This window comes from Pseudomonas sp. M1 (assembly GCF_022760135.1).
GTDB lineage: Bacteria > Pseudomonadota > Gammaproteobacteria > Pseudomonadales > Pseudomonadaceae > Pseudomonas > Pseudomonas citronellolis.
Genome location: NZ_CP094343.1, coordinates 2,666,740 through 2,685,111 on the forward strand (window position 1 = coordinate 2,666,740; position 18,372 = coordinate 2,685,111).

17 protein-coding genes are annotated in these 18,372 nt (G+C 66.3%); 16 read left to right on the forward strand and 1 reads right to left on the reverse strand.

Features of this window, described 5'->3' with window-relative positions; translation table 11 throughout:
• Nucleotides 1-75: 75 nt before the first annotated feature.
• The 10 genes from PM1_RS12070 (at nucleotide 76) to PM1_RS12115 (ending at nucleotide 10,172) form a co-directional block, all read left to right on the forward strand.
• The gene (locus PM1_RS12070) at nucleotides 76-1,020 is read left to right on the forward strand and encodes a catechol 2,3-dioxygenase (RefSeq protein ID WP_009623078.1); all 945 of its coding nucleotides are present in this window, start codon (nucleotides 76-78) and stop codon (nucleotides 1,018-1,020) included.
• Nucleotides 1,021-1,098: 78 nt separating this feature from the next.
• Nucleotides 1,099-1,926: an alpha/beta fold hydrolase gene (locus PM1_RS12075; protein ID WP_009623076.1), complete on the forward strand. Its 828-nt coding sequence runs from the start codon at nucleotides 1,099-1,101 to the stop codon at nucleotides 1,924-1,926.
• A gap of 79 nt (nucleotides 1,927-2,005) precedes the next feature.
• Nucleotides 2,006-3,241, forward strand: coding sequence for an LLM class flavin-dependent oxidoreductase (locus PM1_RS12080; protein ID WP_009623074.1), 1,236 nt, complete (start codon nucleotides 2,006-2,008; stop codon nucleotides 3,239-3,241).
• Between the two features lie 31 nt (nucleotides 3,242-3,272).
• A complete protein-coding gene (locus tag PM1_RS12085; RefSeq protein ID WP_009623073.1) occupies nucleotides 3,273-4,079 on the forward strand; it encodes an alpha/beta fold hydrolase in 807 nt (268 codons plus the stop codon).
• A gap of 78 nt (nucleotides 4,080-4,157) precedes the next feature.
• Complete coding sequence (gene mhpD, locus PM1_RS12090; RefSeq protein ID WP_009623072.1) at nucleotides 4,158-4,952, forward strand: 2-keto-4-pentenoate hydratase; 795 nt, start codon at nucleotides 4,158-4,160, stop codon at nucleotides 4,950-4,952.
• Between the two features lie 128 nt (nucleotides 4,953-5,080).
• Nucleotides 5,081-6,013, forward strand: coding sequence for an acetaldehyde dehydrogenase (acetylating) (locus tag PM1_RS12095; protein ID WP_009623071.1), 933 nt, complete (start codon nucleotides 5,081-5,083; stop codon nucleotides 6,011-6,013).
• Nucleotides 6,010-7,023 (forward strand): 4-hydroxy-2-oxovalerate aldolase, encoded by a 1,014-nt coding sequence (gene mhpE, locus PM1_RS12100; protein WP_009623070.1) that lies wholly within the window; start codon nucleotides 6,010-6,012, stop codon nucleotides 7,021-7,023. The genes PM1_RS12095 and mhpE overlap by 4 nt, the downstream gene beginning before the upstream one ends.
• 333 nt (nucleotides 7,024-7,356) lie before the next feature.
• Nucleotides 7,357-8,097 (forward strand): SDR family NAD(P)-dependent oxidoreductase, encoded by a 741-nt coding sequence (locus PM1_RS12105; RefSeq protein WP_009623069.1) that lies wholly within the window; start codon nucleotides 7,357-7,359, stop codon nucleotides 8,095-8,097.
• Nucleotides 8,094-9,182 (forward strand): zinc-binding dehydrogenase, encoded by a 1,089-nt coding sequence (locus PM1_RS12110; RefSeq protein WP_009623062.1) that lies wholly within the window; start codon nucleotides 8,094-8,096, stop codon nucleotides 9,180-9,182. The genes PM1_RS12105 and PM1_RS12110 overlap by 4 nt, the downstream gene beginning before the upstream one ends.
• 102 nt (nucleotides 9,183-9,284) lie before the next feature.
• Nucleotides 9,285-10,172 carry a SphA family protein gene (locus PM1_RS12115; RefSeq protein WP_009623060.1) on the forward strand — a complete coding sequence of 296 codons (888 nt, stop codon included), beginning with the start codon at nucleotides 9,285-9,287 and terminating at the stop codon, nucleotides 10,170-10,172.
• A 48-nt stretch (nucleotides 10,173-10,220) separates the two neighbouring features.
• Here PM1_RS12115 and PM1_RS12120 read toward each other — a convergent pair whose 3' ends face one another.
• Nucleotides 10,221-10,925 (reverse strand): GntR family transcriptional regulator, encoded by a 705-nt coding sequence (locus tag PM1_RS12120; RefSeq protein WP_024128681.1) that lies wholly within the window; start codon nucleotides 10,923-10,925, stop codon nucleotides 10,221-10,223.
• A 172-nt stretch (nucleotides 10,926-11,097) separates the two neighbouring features.
• On the opposite strand from PM1_RS12120, the gene PM1_RS12125 reads away from it, so the two are divergent.
• From PM1_RS12125 to PM1_RS12150, 6 genes are all read left to right on the forward strand, one after another.
• Nucleotides 11,098-11,931: a fumarylacetoacetate hydrolase family protein gene (locus tag PM1_RS12125; RefSeq protein WP_009623056.1), complete on the forward strand. Its 834-nt coding sequence runs from the start codon at nucleotides 11,098-11,100 to the stop codon at nucleotides 11,929-11,931.
• A gap of 75 nt (nucleotides 11,932-12,006) precedes the next feature.
• A complete protein-coding gene (locus PM1_RS12130) occupies nucleotides 12,007-12,927 on the forward strand; it encodes a VOC family protein (protein ID WP_009623055.1) in 921 nt (306 codons plus the stop codon).
• Between the two features lie 105 nt (nucleotides 12,928-13,032).
• Nucleotides 13,033-14,664 (forward strand): bifunctional 3-(3-hydroxy-phenyl)propionate/3-hydroxycinnamic acid hydroxylase MhpA, encoded by a 1,632-nt coding sequence (mhpA, locus tag PM1_RS12135; RefSeq protein WP_009623054.1) that lies wholly within the window; start codon nucleotides 13,033-13,035, stop codon nucleotides 14,662-14,664.
• A 64-nt stretch (nucleotides 14,665-14,728) separates the two neighbouring features.
• Nucleotides 14,729-16,087, forward strand: a complete 1,359-nt coding sequence (locus tag PM1_RS12140; RefSeq protein ID WP_009623052.1) for an outer membrane beta-barrel protein — start codon at nucleotides 14,729-14,731, stop codon at nucleotides 16,085-16,087.
• Nucleotides 16,088-16,117: 30 nt separating this feature from the next.
• The gene (locus PM1_RS12145) at nucleotides 16,118-17,362 is read left to right on the forward strand and encodes an MFS transporter (RefSeq protein WP_009623050.1); all 1,245 of its coding nucleotides are present in this window, start codon (nucleotides 16,118-16,120) and stop codon (nucleotides 17,360-17,362) included.
• A gap of 229 nt (nucleotides 17,363-17,591) precedes the next feature.
• Entirely contained in the window at nucleotides 17,592-18,365 is a 774-nt protein-coding gene (locus PM1_RS12150; RefSeq protein ID WP_009623048.1) for an ABC transporter ATP-binding protein, read from the forward strand.
• The last annotated feature ends 7 nt before the right edge of the window (nucleotides 18,366-18,372 follow it).

Consider the following 18,372-nt stretch of genomic DNA (forward strand, 5'->3'; position numbering starts at 1 on the left):
CCGTCATGCGCAAACAACCCGCGCGGGGTGCCCCTGCGCGCATGCAAAACAACAATCGAGAAAAGAGAGGCTGATATGGGAATTCTCAGAGTGGGTCATGTCGATCTGAAGGTCAGCGACATCGACCAGGCGCTACATCACTACGTGGATATCATCGGCTTGACCGAGACCTCGCGTGACCAGCAGGGGCGTGTCTACCTGAAGGCCTGGGACGAGTGGGACGCCTACTCCCTGGTGCTGTCGCCCGCCGACGGGCCGGGGCTGAACCACATCGCCTACAAGGTCGAGCACGACAGCGACCTGAACGAGCTCGCCGAGAAGATCGGCAACCGCGGCGTGGAGGTGACCTGGAACGCCGAGGGCCATCTGCATGCGTGCGGCCGCTCCATAGGCTTCGACCTGCCCAGCGGCCATCGCATGTACCTGTATGCGGCCAAGGCGTTCATCGGCAAGGCCGTCGGCGCCGTGAACCCGCATCCCTGGCCGGACGGCCTGCGCGGGGCAGGGGTGCACTGGCTCGACCACGTGATGCTCACCTGCCCGGTGGACGAGAGCAAAGGCGTGAATACGGTCGTCGAGACCACCGCCTTCCTCATGCAGGTGCTGGGCTTCAACCTGGCGGAGCAGGTGGTGACGGATGCCGAGGCGAAAAACCAGTTCGCCACCTGGCTGTTCCGCGGCACCAAGGCCCACGACCTGGCGCTGGGCGCCGGCGCGAGGGCGGGGCTGCATCATATCGCCTTCTACCTGGAGGATTGGAATGCGGTGCTGCGGGGCGCCGATATCCTCGGCAAGCACAAGGTGCCGGTGGACGTGACGCCGCAACGCCATGCCATTACCCGCGGGCAGACCACCTACTTCTTCGACCCCAGCGGCAACCGGAACGAGATGTTCGCCGGCATGGGCTACTTCGCCCAGCCCGACATGCCGACCATCACCTGGCATGCCGAGGAAATCTGGCGGGGCATCTTCTTCCATGACGGAACGCCGCGCCCGGACTTCCTCGAAAACTACACCTGAGCGGAACTTTCCAGCACTTCAGACCCGCGACCGCCTGTTGTCGTGGTGGGCGGTCTTCATCCTACGGTTGGGCTTTTCATGAACATTGCTAATTCCCCCGAACAGGGGCGGACGATCGAGGCCGGTGGCATTTCGACCAATTATCACGATATGGGCGAAGGTCATCCGACCTTGTTCATTCACGGCTCCGGGCCGGGAGTGACCGCCTGGGCAAACTGGCGCCTGGTATTGCCGGTGCTGGCCACGCAGATGAGGGTCATCGCGCCGGATATCGTGGGCTTCGGCTATACGGAGCGCCCCGCGGGGATCCGTTACGGCCGGCAGGTCTGGGTCAAGCACCTGCTGGACTTCATCGACGCGCTCGGCCTGCAGAAGGTCAACCTGGTGGGCAACTCCTTCGGCGGTGCCCTGGCCCTGGCCATGGCCGCCGAACATCCGCAGCGGGTGAACAAGCTCGTGCTCATGGGCAGCGTTGGCGTCGACTTCGAACTGACCGCCGGGCTGGACGCGGTGTGGGGCTACCAACCGTCGATAGCGAACATGAAGGCGCTGCTGGAGATATTTGCCTTCAACCATGACCTGGTCAACGACGACCTGGCGCGCATGCGCTTCGAGGCCAGTGTCCGCCCGGGTTTCCAGGAAGCCTTCGCTTCCATGTTCCCGGAGCCCAGGCAGGCCTCCATCGACAAGTTGGCGGTGCCGGTGGAGCAGTTGGCGAACATCAGGCACCGGACATTGATCCTGCACGGCCAGGAAGACCGGGTCATTCCCGTGGAGAACAGCCACAAGTTGTTCGGCCTGTTGGAGAACGCCGAACTTCACGTGTTCAGGAAGTGCGGCCACTGGGTGCAGATCGAACATGCGGAGCGATTCGCTTCGTTGTTGAAGGGCTTTTTGTGCGCCTGACACGGGGCGCCTTCGATTCCTTATCCGACGCCCGAGTGGAAGCCAATCGCTACCCGCGTCATGAAATACGGAGTTATCCATGAAAATCAGCTATTTCCAGCAAGTGCCCTATCGCTCCCTGCCGGAAGACTTCGAGTCCAAGCATGAGTCGGTGGTCACCACGCCCTATCACGACCTCGTCACGCCGGAGGGCGTGCGCAGCGCCTTCAAGGATGCCCTGGACGAGATGATGTTCGCCGCGCGCTGCGGCTTCGACGGCATCGCCATCACCGAGCATGGCCAGAGCAGCTACGACATGATGCCCAACCCCGACCTGTTCCAGGCGGCGGTGGCCTACATGACCGAGCAGGAGGGGCTGGAAACGGCGATCTATCCCCTCGGCCGCTCGCTGGGCAAGACCCGCGAGCCGCTGCGCGTGGCCGAGGAACAGGCCATGCTCGACTGCATGTCCGGCGGCCGCCTGGTCTGCGGCTTCCCGATCGGCCTGGCCTACGATGCGAACTCCAACAACGGCGTGCCGCCGATGGAAACCCGGGAGCGCTTCGACGAGAACCTGGAGCTGATCCTGCGCGCCTGGCGCGAGCGCGAGCCGTTTTCGTTCAACGGCAAGTTCACCAAGCTCAGCAACGTGAACATCTGGCCGCGGCCGCTGCAGGACGCGCCCCATCCGCCGGTGTGGATCACCGCCATCGGCAATCCCAACACCATGAAGTTCATCCTGGAAAACAACTACGGCTTCAACTACTTCGGCTGGTTCGGCCCGAAGGTGACGGGCCGGAGGATCTTCGACCGCTTCCAGCAGATCGCCGAGGAACTGGGGAAACAGGTCAACCCCTATCAGGTCGGCTTCATGCAAATGGTCGCCGTGGCCGAGACGGACGCCGAAGCCGAACGGCTGTATGCCCGCCACGCCGAATACTTCTTCCGCAAGTCCCTGGGCGGCATCGGCATGAACCGCCTGGCGCTGCCGGGCGGCATCGACATCCGCGGGCTGGAGTTCATCTTCCGCGACCCGAAGGACTTCGGCATCTACGAAAAGATGCGCACCATCACCTTCAAGGAACTGGTCGAGTGCGGCGCCATCATCTGCGGCAGCCCCAGCACCGTCCGTGAGCGGATCAAGGAGTTCGCCAGCGATTTCCGCATCGGCAACCTGCACGCCATGTTGCAGTTCGGCTCCATGCCTACCGAGTTGGCCAGATACAACATCGAGTTGTTCGCCAAAGAGGTCAAACCGCACCTTTCCCAGCTCTGGAGCGAGCAGGGCTACCAGCATCACTGGTGGCCGCAGCGCCTCGGCGGAAAGCCGGCGTGAACAACCAAATTCAGTCTTCGGAGGCAATGCAATGAGCTCGATTCAGTACGTTCAAGTCAAGGCATGGGACGGGAAGGTTTCGGTACGTGTACGGGTGGCCGGCCAAGGTCCGGCGCTCGTCTACCTGCACTCGGCCGCCGGCCCGCTGTGGGACGCTTTCCTGGAGCGCCTGGCGGAGCAGTACACCGTCTATGCGCCCGAGTTTCCCGGCACTTCGCCCGACGATCCCTATGCCGTGAAGCATCTGGACGATCTCCAGGATGTGCTGCTGGTTTACGAAGAAGTCATCAGGAAGCTGCAGCTGGATCGCCCGGTCCTGGTGGGGCAGAGCTTCGGCGGCATGCTGGCGGCCGAGCTGGCCAGCGTGTTCCCGCAACTGCCCTCGCGCCTGGTCATCCTCGATGCCGTCGGCCTGTGGCGTGACGATGCTCCGGTCGTCAACTGGAACGAGCTTCCCGCGTCCGACATGCCGGCGCTGCTGTTCCACGACCCGTCCATCGAAGTGGCCCGGAAGATGTTCGAGCTTCCGCAGGACCCCGAAGAGAAGGTCAAGGCGATGGCGGCCGGTGTCTGGGCGCTCGGCTGCACCGGCAAGTTCGTCTGGCCCATCGCGGATCGCGGTCTTTCCAAGCGCCTGCACCGCGTCGCCGCGCCGACGCTGATCGTCTGGGGCGAGCACGACCGGCTGGTTTCGGCGGTGTACGCGCAGGAGTTTGCGAAGCGGATAAGTGACAGCCGCGTCTGCATCGTCGCCGACGCGGGGCACATTCCGCAGATGGAGAACCTCGAAGCGACCCTCGGTGCAACCCTGGGTTTCCTGGCGGAGCAAGGGAAATAGCGCAGCGGGAGCAGGGAGCTCAATAGCCCCCTGGCCTGTCCATGTCCCTTTTCAACTTGCTGCAAGATGAGGTCAATCATGACGCCAAGAGATCAGTCTCTGGAACGCCTGGCCGCGGACCTGCGCCGCGCGGAACAGCAGGGCGAGGCCATCGCGCCCTTGCGTGACGCCATCGGCGCGGAAAATGGCGCGGCCGCCTACGCCATCCAGCGCCTCAACATCGCCCACGCCCTGGCCGCCGGCCGCCGCCTGGTCGGCCGCAAGGTCGGCCTGACCAACCCCAAGGTGCAGGCCCAGCTGGGCGTGGACCAGCCGGACTTCGGCTGCCTGTTCGCCGATATGGCCTACGGCGACAACGAAACCGTGCCCTTCGGCCGCGTGCTGCAACCGAAGATCGAAGCGGAAATCGCCCTGGTGCTGGAACGCGACCTGCCCAGCGCCGACACCACTTTTGCCGACGTGCTGAACGCCACCGGCTGGGTGCTGCCGGCCCTGGAAATCGTCGGCAGTCGCATCGCCAACTGGAACATCCGCTTCGCCGACACCGTGGCCGACAACGCCTCCAGCGGCTGCTTCGTGCTCGGCGGCCCGGCGCGGCGCCTGGATGGCCTGGACCTACGCGGTGCGGCCATGCGCATGACGCGCAACGGCGAGGAAGCCTCCGCCGGCAGCGGCGCCGAATGCCTGGGCCATCCGCTCAACGCGGCGGTGTGGCTGGCGCGCACCCTGGCGCGCCTGGGCGACCCGCTGAAGGCCGGCGACATCGTCCTTACCGGTGCCCTCGGGCCGATGGTGGCGGTAGCCGCGGGCGACCGTTTCGATGCCGAGATCGACGGCCTGGGCCGCGTCGGCGTGACCTTCAGCCAGAGCTAAGAGCCGAAAAAAGCGCTGGAGGCTGGAAGGCTGGACGAAAAAGCACCGATCTCCACCGTGGCAGGGACTGCTTGTCGTTCAGCCTCCAGCCTTCAGCGCTCTTAATCGAATGCTTTTCGAGGTATGCCATGAGCAACAAACGCAAAGTCGCCATCATCGGTTCCGGCAATATCGGCACCGATTTGATGATCAAAGTCCTGCGCAATGCGCAGCATCTGGAAATGGCCGCCATGGTCGGCATCGACCCGGCCTCCGACGGTCTGGCCCGCGCATCACGAATGGGCGTGGCCATCACCCACGAAGGCGTGGAGGGCCTGACCCGCCTGCCGATCTTCGACGAGATCGACTTCGTCTTCGATGCCACTTCAGCCGGCGCCCACGTGAAGAACGACGCGTTTCTGCGGGGCCACAAGCCCGGTCTTCGCGTGATCGACCTGACCCCGGCCGCAATCGGTCCGTATTGCGTGCCGGTGGTCAATCTGGAGCAGCATCTGCTGGCGTTGAACGTGAATATGGTGACCTGCGGTGGGCAGGCCACGATTCCGATGGTGGCTGCGGTGTCTCGTGTGGCGAAGGTCCACTACGCGGAAATCATCGCTTCCATCGCTTCGAAATCGGCCGGTCCCGGCACCCGCGCGAATATCGACGAGTTCACCGAGACCACCAGCAAGGCCATCGAGGTAATCGGTGGGGCGGCGAAGGGCAAGGCGATCATTATCATGAATCCGGCGGAGCCGCCGCTGATCATGCGCGACACCGTCTACGTGCTGAGCGAAGCGGTCGATCAAGCCAAGGTCGAAGCTTCGATTGAAGAGATGGCTGCTGCCGTTCAAGCCTATGTGCCGGGCTATCGCCTCAAGCAAAAGGTGCAGTTCGACGAAGTCCACGACCTGAACATTCCCGGCCACGGCAAGTTCTCCGGGCTGAAGACCTCGGTGTTCCTCGAAGTCGAAGGCGCTGCCCACTACCTGCCGGCCTACGCCGGCAACCTCGACATCATGACCTCCGCCGCGCTGGCCACTGCCGAGCGTATGGCACAGGCAATGGAGGCTTCGGCATGAGCCAGAAACTCTATATCTCCGACGTGACCCTGCGTGACGGCATGCACGCGATCCGTCACCAGTATTCGCTGGACGACGTGCGTGCGATCGCGGCCGCGTTGGATATGGCGAAAGTCGATTCCATCGAAGTGGCCCACGGCGATGGCCTGCAAGGCTCCAGCTTCAACTACGGCTTCGGCGTTCACACCGATCTGGAATGGATCGAAGCGGCGGCCGATGTGGTGAAGCACGCGAAGATCGCCACGCTGCTGCTGCCGGGCATTGGCACCATCCATGATCTGAAGAGCGCCTACAACGCCGGCGCCCGCGTGGTGCGCGTGGCGACGCATTGCACCGAAGCTGACGTCTCCAAGCAGCACATCGAATATGCCCGCGAGCTGGGCATGGACACGGTGGGCTTCCTGATGATGAGCCATATGCAGACGCCCGAAGGCCTCGCTCAGCAGGCGAAGCTGATGGAGAGCTACGGCGCCACCTGCATCTACGTCGTCGATTCCGGCGGCGCGATGAACATGGACGATATCCGCGCGCGTTTCCGTGCGGTGAAAGCCGTGCTCAAGCCTGAAACCGAAACCGGCATCCACGCCCACCACAACCTCAGCCTCGGTGTGGCGAATTCCATCGCCGCGGTGGAGGAGGGCTGCAACCGCATCGATGCCAGCCTGGCGGGCATGGGTGCGGGAGCGGGCAACGCGCCGCTGGAAGTCTTCATCGCCGCTGCGGACAAGCTCGGCTGGAACCATGGCACCGACCTCTATGCGCTGATGGACGCCGCCGACGATCTGGTGCGCCCACTGCAGGACCGCCCGGTACGCGTCGATCGCGAAACCCTGGCCCTGGGCTATGCCGGCGTCTACTCCAGCTTCCTGCGCCACGCCGAAGTGGCCTCGGCCAAGTACGGCATCAAGGCGGTGGACATCCTCGTCGAACTGGGCAAGCGGCGCATGGTCGGCGGCCAGGAAGACATGATCGTCGACGTGGCCCTGGACCTGCTGGCCGTCCGCGCCTGACCTCGACTGTAGGAGCAGGCCCTGCCTGCGATTCGCGCGCAGGGCGCGCTCCTACACGGGAACGACGTGGCGGAGGCGCAGGAGAAACACCCCCGTAGGATGGGTTGAGCGAAGCGATACCCATCGCCATGACCGCATGGGTTTCGCAGGCTCAACCCATCCTACGAAAAGCACGCCATCGAATTGGTCAGGTAGCCAGGGAGACATGATCGCCGACGTCACCCCGGGCCTGCCGGGAACCGGGCAAGCGGGTTGACTCCGCAAGCCTATAGCCAATGCTTGCCGGGATCGCCTCCCGGCAGGTGGATCGAATCATCACAGGAGGCAGCAAACATGAAAACGCATTCCGGTCGCGTGGCGATCATCACCGGCGCATCGAAAGGGATCGGACGGACGCTGGCCGTCAGCTTTGCACAGCGGGGGGCCGACCTCGTCCTGCTGGACCTGGACGATTGCGCGCAGACGCAGTCCGAGGTCGAGGCCGAGGGCGTCAAGGCGATCAGCCTGGTCTGCAACGTCGCCGTGGAGGCGGATTGGCTGAAAGCGCGCGATGCAGTCAGCCAGGCATTCGGGCGTGCCGACATCCTGGTCAACAACGCCGGTATCTATCCGTTCGCCGTTCTGGAGGACCTGACGCCGGAGATCTACCGCCGCGTGCTCTCGGTGAACCTGGAGGGGCCGTTCCTCGGCGCGCGTGCCTTCGTGCCGCTGATGCAGAAGACCGGCTGGGGCCGCATCGTCAACATCTCGTCCGACTCCATCGGCACCAACCTCTGCGGCCTGAGCCACTACATGGCGAGCAAGATGGGGGTGATTGGCTTGACCCGCGGCCTGGCCAACGAGCTCGGCGAGAAGGGCATCACCGTCAACGCTGTCGCCCCCGCGATCACCCGGACGCCAGGTAGCAGCACTGTGCCGGACGAGGTCACCAGCTCGGTCTGGAACCAGCAGGCGATCCGCCGCTTCGCGGAGCCGCAGGACATCGTCGGGCCGATCCTGTTCCTGACCTCGGAGGATGCAGGTTTCGTGACCGGCCAGACCTTGGTTGTGGACGGTGGGATGTGGAAGCTATGAGCGCAAACCGTAAAAGCCGGGCTGTTGTATTGGAACGCCCCGAATCGCTGGTGCTGCATGAACTTCCTGTCCCGTCGCCATCTCCCGGCTCGGTCGTCGCGAAAGTCGAGTATGGCGGGGTATGCGGCAGCGATGTGCACATGACCAAGGGCGAGTTTCCGCTGCCCTATGCCATCGTCCTCGGCCACGAAGGTGTGGGCGTGGTCGAAGAACTGGGGGAGGGAATGACCCATGACTATGCCGGGGTACCCTTGAAGGCGGGCGACCGCATTTACTGGTGCCCCATCGCGCCGTGTCACAAATGCTGGTATTGCACCGTCGAAAAGGATTTTTCGTCCTGTACCAATGCAGCCTGGTTTGGCCCCATCGAGAAGCCGACGTGGGGTAGCTACGCGGACTATGTGACCTTGCCCGCGGGGGCGGCATTCTTCCGTATCCCCGATGAGACACCCAGCGAGGCCGTGATCGCCTTCGGGTGTGCGCTGCCTGCCGTCCTGCAGGGCATCGAGCGAGTTGGCGGAATTAAACCCCTGGACAATGTGGTGGTTCAGGGCTGCGGCCCGATCGGCCTTGCTGCGGTCATGATGGCCAGGCTCTCGGGGGCCGCGACGGTGACGGCGATAGATGGATCACCCCTGCGTCTGGCCCTGGCCGAGAAGTTCGGCGCGACCACGGTACTGGATCTGACCGCTACCTCGGCCGAAGAGCGCCTGGAGAGCATTCGCGCATATACCGGAGGGCGGGGAGCGGACGTCGTCATCGAAGGTGCTGGGCATCGCTCGGCCTTCCGGGAAGGACTTCAGCTCTGCGCGAGAAATGCTTCGTACCTGTTGATAGGACTATGGGCGAGCCAAGGCGAGCAGCCTTTCGATCCATCCCAGATTGTCCAGCGCAATCTAAGGATCATCGGTACCCAGTATGCGCAAGGCCGCCACTACCACGACGCGATGAAGATCGCAGCGCTGCATCACCAGGAGCTTCCGTTCGAGGCGCTGATTACTCATCGCTGTGGGCTCCAGGAGGCCGGGCAGGCGCTTGACCTAGTGACCTCGGGTAAAGCGGGGAAAGTCGTCATGCGGCCCTAGTCGGCCGACCCAACAGTTTTTTCAACTCGGCTGGTTACCGACCTGGTGGGTGTCTTCGCCCGCCACGGCCTCGGCCTGCCTGTCGAAACACAGGATTGGATAATGAATAACAAGAAACAAGTCCAACTCATCGCGGCGGCCGCCGCGTTGCTACCCCTGTATGCGAGTGCCGGCGGGCACTATGTTCCCGGCGTCGAGGGCCTTCAGGCCGCCAGTGCGCCTCCGCCAGGGTTGTACTACCTGGCGTATCTGGTGGACTACGACATGGACAGCTTCCGCGCCCCCGGCGGCGGCAGCGACCTGCCGGGGCACAACCGCGGCAGTGTGACTGCCGTGGCGAACCGGCTGATCTGGATCACCGACAAGAAGGTGCTGGGAGCGGACTTCGCGCTGGAAACGGTGGTGCCCGTCCTGCACACCTCGCTCAAGCTGGACGCCGCTGGCATCTCCGATTCGCGCACGGGGGTCGGCGATATCTACGCGGGCCCCGCGCTGGCCTGGCATGGCCGGCAATGGGATGCGGTGGCGGTCGCCGGCATTTGGTTCGACAACGGCAGCACCAGCGATCCCGCGTCGCCGGGCAAGGGCTTCAAGACCACGATGCTCTCGGGCGGCGCGACCTACTACTTCGACAACGCCAAGACGATCACCGCCTCGGGCCTCATGCGTTTCGAGCGCAACGGCGAAAACGACGCGGGCTTCAGGCCCGGCAACGAGCTCACGCTCGAGTGGGGGGTGGGCAAGAACCTGGGCAGGTTCCAGGCGGGGGTGGTCGGCTACAGCCAATGGCAGGTATCGGACGACAAGGGCAGGGGCGCGAGTACCGATCGATCTTCGCGTCATGCCATCGGTCTCGAGGTCGACTACCCGATCCCGGGCGCAGGCATGATCCTGAAGGGGGCGGCGTACCAGGAGGTCAGCGCGACCGCAGGTAGCGAGGCCTATCCGAAGGGATCGCTGCTGCGGCTCACGATCGTCAAGGCTTTCTGAGGCGCCCGCGCCCCGGCGGCGCCTGTCAGGCGCGGCCGGGGCCCGGGTTCAACCCTTCAACGCCTCATGGGCCAGCACGCTGCGGGTGGTGGTCTCGTAGTGCTGCGCCAGCAGCGCGCAGGCCTTGTCCACGTCGCGCGCCAGGGCGGCGTCGAGCAGTTCGCGGTGCTCGCCGGGGACGTCGCGCTCGGCGCCGTCGTTGTAGTGCACCGAGAGCATGCGGTAGCGCGCGGTCTGGTCGCGCAGCATGTGCGACAGGCGCAGCAGCCAGGACGAGCGGCAGTTGGCGATCAGCGCCTCGTGGAAGGCCACGTGGGCGTTCTCCCATTCCGGCTTCAGCAGCCGCTCCGGGCCTTCGACGATGGGCAGGCGGTCCAGGCGGTGGTGGGTGGCGATCAGCCGGCTTTCCCACTCCAGGTCGCCGTTGCGGATGGACTCGGCCAGGGCTTGGCATTCGATGAGCAGGCGGGTGTGGGTGATGTCGCGGATTTCCTCCGCGGAGATGCGCCCGACGCTGAAGCCCTTCTGGTCCTCGGCGCTGACGAAGCCACTGGCGGCCAGGCGCGACAGCGCCTCGCGCAGGGGGATGACGCCGGCGTCGTAGTGCTCGGCCAGCTCCTTCAGGCGCAGGCGGCTGCCCGGCGCCAGGCGGCCGTTGATGATGTCTTCGCGGACCCGGGCCTCCAGTTGCGAGGCCATGGTGCGCTTCTCCGAGACTTCGGGCTGCTGCGCCCAGCGTTCGGCTCGGTTCATGGGCTTTACCACGGGTGATGACGGATGAGGCAGATGATACACAGAGCGGCCTTTTATCGATAATTCTGAAAAAATATATTTTATCGTTGACGGCATATTTTCCTCGGATTAGCTTAGGGCCCATACCGCACTGCCTGGCGGTCGTCACGAACCACAACAAGAGGTCAGCTCCATGCGCTACGTTCGCTTCACTCACCAAGGCCGCCCGGTACTGGGCGTGCGTACTGCCGAAGGCGTCAGGGTTCTCGGCGAGGAAACCCTGGAGTCGCTGCTGGAGCGCGGTGTGGACCTGGCCACCTACGGCGCCGAGGCGCAGGGGCCGCTGGTGGAGATCGGCGAGCAGGACTACCTGCCGCTGATGAAGAAGCCCGGCAAGATCGTCTGCGTTGGCCTGAACTACGCCGACCACACCAAGGAATCGCCCTACGCCCAGCCGGACTACCCGACGCTGTTCCCGCGCTTCAACAGCAGCCTCATCGCGCACAACCAGCCGCTGATCCGCCCGCGCGTCTCCGACACCCTGGACTACGAGGGCGAGATGGCCGTGGTGCTCAAGAGCGGCGGCCGGCACATTGCCAAGGAGCAGGCGCTGCAGCACGTGGCCGGCTATGCGCTGTTCAACGAGGGCTCGGTGCGCGAGTACCAGTTCAAGTCGCCGCAGTGGACCGTGGGCAAGAACTTCGACGACACCGGCGCCTTCGGCCCGGACCTGGTGACCGCCGACGAACTGCCGGCCGGCGGCAAGGGCCTGCTGCTGCAGACCCGCGTCAACGGCAAGGTGGTGCAATCGGCCAACACCGAGGACATGCTGTTCGACGTGGCCACCATCATCTCCACCCTGAGCGAGGCGGTGACCCTCGAAGCGGGCGACGTGATCGTCAGCGGCACCCCGGCCGGCGTTGGCTTCGGCATGGACCCGAAGGTCTACCTGAAGGCCGGCGACGTGGTGGAAGTGTCCATCGAAGGCATCGGCACCCTGGTCAACCCGGTGCTGGACGAAGCCTGACCCCGGGCATTCCCGGCCAGATCGAAGCCTCCCGCTCCGAGGCTTCGACGACAAGAACAACAAACGGAGGCGATCATGACTGTCACTCCCCGCAGTGTGCATTCGATCGATCATTACGCGCTGTTCGTGCCCTCGCTGGCCGAGGCGCGGACCTTCTTCGCCAGCTTCGGCCTGGACGTCGGCGAAACCGCGGACGCCCTGGAACTGCGCGCCGCCGACGGCCACCGCTGGGCGCGGATGCTGCAGGGCCCGCGCAAGAGCCTGGCCTACCTGAGCTTCAACTGCTTCGCCGAGGACTATGACGCCCTGCGTCAGCAGGCCGAGGTCGCCGGCGCGCGCTTCGAGGCCGGCGACGGCGAGGGCTTCTGGTTCCGCGACCCCGACGGCAACCTGCTGCAGGTCAGGGTCGGCGCCAAGCACATGCCCGACAGCAAGCGCGCCGCGGCGCCGGCGCAGCCCGCCGTGCGCGGCGTCGGCACCCGCGACGAAGTGGCCCGGGTACGCCCGCGGCGGCTGTCCCACGTGCTGCTGTTCAGCCCCGACGTGCCCCAGGCCGTCACCTTCTACGAGCGGGCCCTGGGCCTGCGCCTGTCCGACCATTCCCAGGACATCATCGCCTTCACCCACGCCCCGCACGGCTGCGACCACCACCTGGTGGCCTTCTGCAAGAGCGGCGCCAAGGGCTTCCACCATGCCGCCTGGGAGGTCGACGGCGTCGACGAGGTCGGCAACGGCGCCGAGCAGATGGCCAACGCCGGCTACCGCGAGGGCTGGGGCACCGGGCGGCACTGCCTGGGCTCCAACTACTTCCACTACGTCCGCGACCCCTGGGGCTCGTTCTGCGAGTACTCGGCGGACATGGACTTCATCGACGCCGGCAGCCAGTGGCCGGCCGGCGACTTCCCGCCCGAGAACTCGCTGTACCTCTGGGGCCCCAGCGTCCCCGAGTACTTCGTCCTCAACACCGAGACGGACAGCGCGCCGGCCAAAAGCTAGCGCCCCCAGCGACGCAGGCCGCGCCCTCGTCCCGAACACTTTCCTGCCGCGCAGGGAGGCGGGGAGCGGCTTGCCCAAAACCCACACGGTTTCAGGTCAGCACAGATGAACGAAAACAAGATCCATGACGTAGCCATCGTCGGTTACGGCCCGGTCGGCCAGACCCTCGCCATCCTCCTCGGCAAGATGGGCTACAGCGTCGCCGTGTACGAGCGCTGGCAGTCCCTCTACCCGCTGCCGCGCGCGGTGTTCCACGACCACGAGATCCGCCGCGTATTCCGCATGATGGGCCTGGAAGAGGAACTGCAGGAGATTTCCCAGCCCTCGGCCTGCTACCAGTGGTTCAACGCCGACTGGAAGGTGCTGGTGGAAATCGACTGGTCGGCCGAGTCGATCAGCGATGGCCCCTTCGGCTACCTGTTCAACCAGCCGGGCCTGGAGGCCATCCTCGACCGTCGGGCCAAGGCCATCGCCAACGTCGAGGTCCACCAGGGCTGGGAAGTGCTGGGGCTGAGCCAGGACGCGCAGGGTTGCGAGCTGCGCATGCAACGCACCCAGCGCGGCGACGCGGCGCAGGCCACCGAGCAGCGCAGCGTGCGCGCCCGCTACGTGATCGGCGCCGACGGCGCCAACAGCGCGGTGCGCCGCGAGTGCGGCATCGACTGGCAGGACCTGGGCTTCCAGGAAGACTGGCTGGTGGTCGACCTGCAGCCCAAGCCCGGCGTCGAGCTGGACGTGCCGGACATCGGCCAGTGGTGCAACCCGGCGCGGCCGACCACCATGGTCCCCGGCGGCCCCGGCTACCGCCGCTGGGAATTCATGCGCCTGCCCCACGAGAGCATCGAGGACCTGCAGAGCACCGAGAAGGTCTGGGAACTGCTGGCGCCCTGGGTCACCCCGGACACCGCCAGCCTGGTGCGCCACGCCGTCTACCAGTTCCGCTCGCGCATCGCCCAGACCTGGCGCCACGGCCGCGTGCTGCTGGCCGGCGACGCCGCGCACCTGATGCCGCCGTTCATGGGCCAGGGCATGTGCTCGGGCATCCGCGACGCCTGGAACCTGTCCTGGCGCCTGGACCTGATCTTCCGCGGCATCTGCTCGGAGCAACTGCTGGACAGCTACACCCTGGAGCGCAAGCCGCAGATCCGCGCGGTGATCGACGCCTCGGTGGAAATGGGCAAGGTGGTCTGCGTGGCCGACCCGCAGAAGGCCGCCGAGCGCGATGCCGCCTTCCTTTCCGGCCAGGTGCCGCCGCTGCCGCCGTTCCCCGGCCTGGTCGACGGCGTGGTGCACAAGGACGAACGCAACGGCCGCGCCCTGGGCCCGGCCGGCTGCCTGGGCGTACACGGCGAGATCGAGCGCGACGAGCGCCGCCAGCGCTACGACGACGCCTTCGGCCGCGGCTTCCACCTGCTGAGCATCGGTGACGACCCGCTGGCCGGGCTGGACGAGGCGCACAAGGCGCTGCTCGAACAGCTGGAAGTGAAGGCCGTGCGCCTGAGCGAGGACGGCGCGCCAGGCACCTGCCGCGACCTGTCCGGCAAGTACCACCAGTTCCTCCGCGCCGCCGGGCTGCAAGCCGTGCTGGTGCGCCCGGACTTCTACATCTACGGCGGCATCGGCCACGCCAGCGAACTGCCGCAACTGCTCGACGCGCTGCGCCGCGACCTGGCGTTGCAGCCAGGCCAGGGCGGCGCGCTGCGCGAGGCGCGGCGGCCGCTCGCCGCCCAGGTCTAGGTCCCTTCTGCCGCGGGGCACTCCCCGCGGCACCCCTCTGAAAACAACAACAAGAGACAGAAGCATGCTCAACATCAAGGTGAAAACGCTTGGTGCGGTCCTGGCCGCCCTGGCGATCGTCGAATGTCATGCCGCCGAGGCGCCGGCGCCGGCGCCGGGGGAGGGCGCTCTGTTCAAGGGCCTCTTCGGCGACAGCCTGGAGCGCGACTACGGCATTACGGTTTCCGGCCTGCTGGACATCGCCTACGCGCGCAACAACCGCTCCACCCACGACGAACGCGAGGACGGCCTGAGCAACCTGCCGCTCACCGGCATGTCCGACGAGGGCCTGGAGTGGGGCAGCCTGCACCTGTTCGTCGACAAGGCGCTCAAGGGCACCTTCGTGCCGCGCATCACCCCGTTGCCGGGGCCCAAGCCGGAGGACTTCGCCTTCGGTTTCACCTTCGAGGCCAACTACGGGCGCAACGCCCAGTTCGCCCGGACCTTCGGCTGGGACATGCACTGGAACATGAACGAAGACGACGCCGCCAAGGCGCAGAAGGACAAGGACCGCTTCCTCGCCATCCCCAACATCGCCGCCACCGCCTACGTGCCCTACGGCCCGGGCTTCAACTTCATGGCCGGGGTGTTCGGCCCGGCAATGGGCTACGAGATCCCGCCGAACATCCGCCAGGCCCGCAACCCCTTCGCCAGCAAGACCTACGCCTTCGTCAGCGAGCCGGGCACCGTCTCCGGGGTGCTGGTCGGCACCCGCCTGCTCAACGACGACAGCGGCATCCTCGGCCTGGAGCTGGGCGTGGTGCAGGGCTGGAACAACCTGCGCGACAACAACGACGGCAAGTCGCTGATGGGCGCCCTGCGCTGGCGCGCGCCGGACATGAACACCTGGCTCGACTACGAGTTCATCGTCGGCGACGAGCAGAACGACAGCTTCTCCGACGTGCAGGCGCCGACCGCGCGGCTGGTCGCCGACAGCGGCCAGCTCAAGCAGCAGCACTCGCTCAACGGCTGGCACAGGTTCGACGAGCGCTGGTCCATGGGCGCCGAGCTGGTCTACGGCCACCAGGCCGGCGACGGCAAGGCCTCCACCGTGGACGTGGTGAACGGCCCCGGCTTCGACGGCGCCCGCTGGTGGGGCGCCAATGCGGTAGTCACCTACCAGTACCGCCCGGACCTGTCCTTCTCCCTGCGCGGCGAGCATTTCAGCGACCCGGACGGCTTCATCCTGTTCCCCACCAGCACCGCCCGCGGCGACTACAACGCCCTCACCACCGGCCTGCGCTGGGACGTGACCGGCAACCTCTCGCTGCGCCCGGAGCTGCGCTACGACTGGTTCGACCCCCGCGACCACGACCGCCCCTACGGCAACGGCCGCGACCGCTCGCAACTCTCCACCATGGTCGAAGCGCTGTTCTACTTCTGACCGCCCGCCAACGTCCCGAGTACCCATGCCATGCACAACAACGACAACAAGTGGAATGCGCGCTACGAATACACGGCCGTGGCCATGCTCGCCCTGGGCTTCGGCCTGGTCGGCCTGGACCGCTTCATCATCCTGCCGCTGTTCCCGGTGATGATGAGCGAGCTGCACCTGGACTATCAGGACCTGGGCAACATCTCGGCGGTCCTCGCCATCGCCTGGGGGATTTCCTCGATCTTCATGGGCCGGCTGTCCGACCGCATCGGCCGGCGCAAGGTGCTGATCCCCGCGGTGCTGCTGTTCTCCCTGCTGGCCGGGCTGTCCGGGCTGGCCAACGGCGTCGCCGCGCTGCTGCTGATCCGCGCGGTGATGGGCGTCTCCGAGGGCGCCTTCACGCCCACCGCCATCGCCGCCACCGCGGAGTCCTCGCACCCGTCGCGGCGCGGGCTGAACATCGGCATCCAGCAGGCCTTCTTCCCGATCCTCGGCCTGGGCCTGGCGCCGATCCTCGCCACCCAGCTGCTGCTGGTGCTGCCGTCCTGGCGCTGGGTGTTCGTGGTGGTGTCGCTGCCCGGCTTCCTGCTCGCCTGGTTCCTGTACCGCCGCCTGCGCGAAACCCGCGCGCCGGCGGCCGCCGAGGCGCCCCAGGAACAGGGCCGCTGGCTGGATGCGCTGCGCTACCGCAACGTGCTGCTGAACATCCTCGGCATGTTCTGCATGCTCACCAGCCTGTTCGTGCTCAGCGTGATGATGCCCAACTACCTCACCGACTACCTGCACCTGGGCGTGCAGCAGATGGGCTTCGTCATGTCCGCCATCGGCCTGGGCGGCTTCATCGGCCAGCTGGTGCTGCCGGGGCTTTCCGACCGCCTGGGACGCAAGCCGGTGGTGCTGGGCAGCTTCGTCGCCACCGGCGCCTGCATCTGGCTGCTGATGCACACCGGGGCCGAGCCGCTGACGCTGTTCGCGCTGCTGTTCCTCACCACCTTCTTCAACTTCAGCATGATCTGCATGACCGTCGGCCCGCTCACCGGCGAATCGGTGCCGCTGCCCCTGGTGTCCACCGCCACCGGCCTGGTGGTGGGCATCGGCGAAGTGTTCGGCGGCGGCGTGGCGCCGGCCCTGGCCGGCTACATCGCCCAGCACCACGGCATCCAGTACACCCTCTACCTGGCCCTGGGCGGTGTGGTGCTCGGCCTTGCCGCCGCCAGCCTGCTGCGCGAGACCGCGCCGCTGCGGCGCAAGGCGCCGCTCGGGCAGGCCGGAGACGTGGCCTGAAACCGCTGGCCGTTACCGCCGACAGGATGTCGGCAGGATGGAGCCGGGCCGACCGTCCCGGCTTCGTCCGCGTCATGCGCGGGATGCGCATGCCATCGCCGGCGCCATCCGCGCCGGCCGATGTTCCTTCCCTCGCGCAGGGCCTGGGCGGCGCCGGTCACGAGCCGGCGCCGCCCGGTGCCACCTGATGTAGTATCGGCATTCCCACGCCCGCGACGACGAACCCTTCATGATCGACATCCACAACGTCACCGCCTTCCAGCAGCAGACCCGCGTGCTCGACGGCTTTTCCCTGCACATCGGCGATGGCGAGAAGGTCGCCATCCTCGGCCCCAACGGCGCCGGCAAGAGCACCCTGCTCAAGCTGATCAGCCGCGAGCTGTACCCGGTGGAGCGCGAGGGCAGCCACCTGCGGCTGTTCGGCAGCGACACCGTCAACCTCTGGGACCTGCGCAGCCGCATCGGCTTCATCTCCCAGGACCTGCAGGACGACTACACGCCCTACACCCAGGCCCTGGACGTGGTGGTCTCCGGCTTCTTCGGCTCGATCGGTGCCCACGGCCACCTGCAGCCCAGCGACGAGCAACTGGAGCAGGCCCGCGCGCTGCTGGCGGTGGTGGAGATGGCCGGCCACGAGCGGACCATGTTCCAGCGCCTGTCCACCGGGCAGAAGCGCCGCCTGCTGCTGGCCCGCGCGCTGGTCCACCGGCCGCGCGCGCTGATCCTCGACGAGCCGGCCAACGGTCTGGACATGGGCGCCAGCCTGGGCATGCTCAAGCTGCTGCGGCGCTTCTGCGGCGAGGCGCACGCCATGATCATCACCACCCACCACATCGACGAGGTCATCCCCGAGATCGAGCGCGTGGTGCTGCTGGACAAGGGCCGCATCGTCGTCGACGGGCCCAAGGCCGAGGTGCTGACCAGCGCCCGGTTGTCCGACCTCTACCAGACCGAGCTGCGCATCGACGAGCAGGACGGCTGGTACCGCTGCTGGCACGCCTGAAGCCGGC

What these genes read in the sequence shown, in the direction of transcription:
- PM1_RS12145 (WP_009623050.1), top strand. Translation starts at nt 16,118, where the DNA reads ATGCACAACAACGACAACAAGTGGAATGCGCGCTACGAATACACGGCC.
- PM1_RS12110 (WP_009623062.1), top strand. Translation starts at nt 8,094, where the DNA reads ATGAGCGCAAACCGTAAAAGCCGGGCTGTTGTATTGGAACGCCCCGAA.
- PM1_RS12130 (WP_009623055.1), top strand. Translation starts at nt 12,007, where the DNA reads ATGACTGTCACTCCCCGCAGTGTGCATTCGATCGATCATTACGCGCTG.
- mhpE (WP_009623070.1), top strand. Translation starts at nt 6,010, where the DNA reads ATGAGCCAGAAACTCTATATCTCCGACGTGACCCTGCGTGACGGCATG.
- PM1_RS12095 (WP_009623071.1), top strand. Translation starts at nt 5,081, where the DNA reads ATGAGCAACAAACGCAAAGTCGCCATCATCGGTTCCGGCAATATCGGC.
- PM1_RS12085 (WP_009623073.1), top strand. Translation starts at nt 3,273, where the DNA reads ATGAGCTCGATTCAGTACGTTCAAGTCAAGGCATGGGACGGGAAGGTT.
- PM1_RS12120 (WP_024128681.1), bottom strand. Translation starts at nt 10,925, where the DNA reads ATGAACCGAGCCGAACGCTGGGCGCAGCAGCCCGAAGTCTCGGAGAAG.
- PM1_RS12070 (WP_009623078.1), top strand. Translation starts at nt 76, where the DNA reads ATGGGAATTCTCAGAGTGGGTCATGTCGATCTGAAGGTCAGCGACATC.
- PM1_RS12125 (WP_009623056.1), top strand. Translation starts at nt 11,098, where the DNA reads ATGCGCTACGTTCGCTTCACTCACCAAGGCCGCCCGGTACTGGGCGTG.
- PM1_RS12150 (WP_009623048.1), top strand. Translation starts at nt 17,592, where the DNA reads ATGATCGACATCCACAACGTCACCGCCTTCCAGCAGCAGACCCGCGTG.
- PM1_RS12140 (WP_009623052.1), top strand. Translation starts at nt 14,729, where the DNA reads ATGCTCAACATCAAGGTGAAAACGCTTGGTGCGGTCCTGGCCGCCCTG.
- PM1_RS12115 (WP_009623060.1), top strand. Translation starts at nt 9,285, where the DNA reads ATGAATAACAAGAAACAAGTCCAACTCATCGCGGCGGCCGCCGCGTTG.
- mhpD (WP_009623072.1), top strand. Translation starts at nt 4,158, where the DNA reads ATGACGCCAAGAGATCAGTCTCTGGAACGCCTGGCCGCGGACCTGCGC.
- PM1_RS12075 (WP_009623076.1), top strand. Translation starts at nt 1,099, where the DNA reads ATGAACATTGCTAATTCCCCCGAACAGGGGCGGACGATCGAGGCCGGT.
- mhpA (WP_009623054.1), top strand. Translation starts at nt 13,033, where the DNA reads ATGAACGAAAACAAGATCCATGACGTAGCCATCGTCGGTTACGGCCCG.
- PM1_RS12080 (WP_009623074.1), top strand. Translation starts at nt 2,006, where the DNA reads ATGAAAATCAGCTATTTCCAGCAAGTGCCCTATCGCTCCCTGCCGGAA.
- PM1_RS12105 (WP_009623069.1), top strand. Translation starts at nt 7,357, where the DNA reads ATGAAAACGCATTCCGGTCGCGTGGCGATCATCACCGGCGCATCGAAA.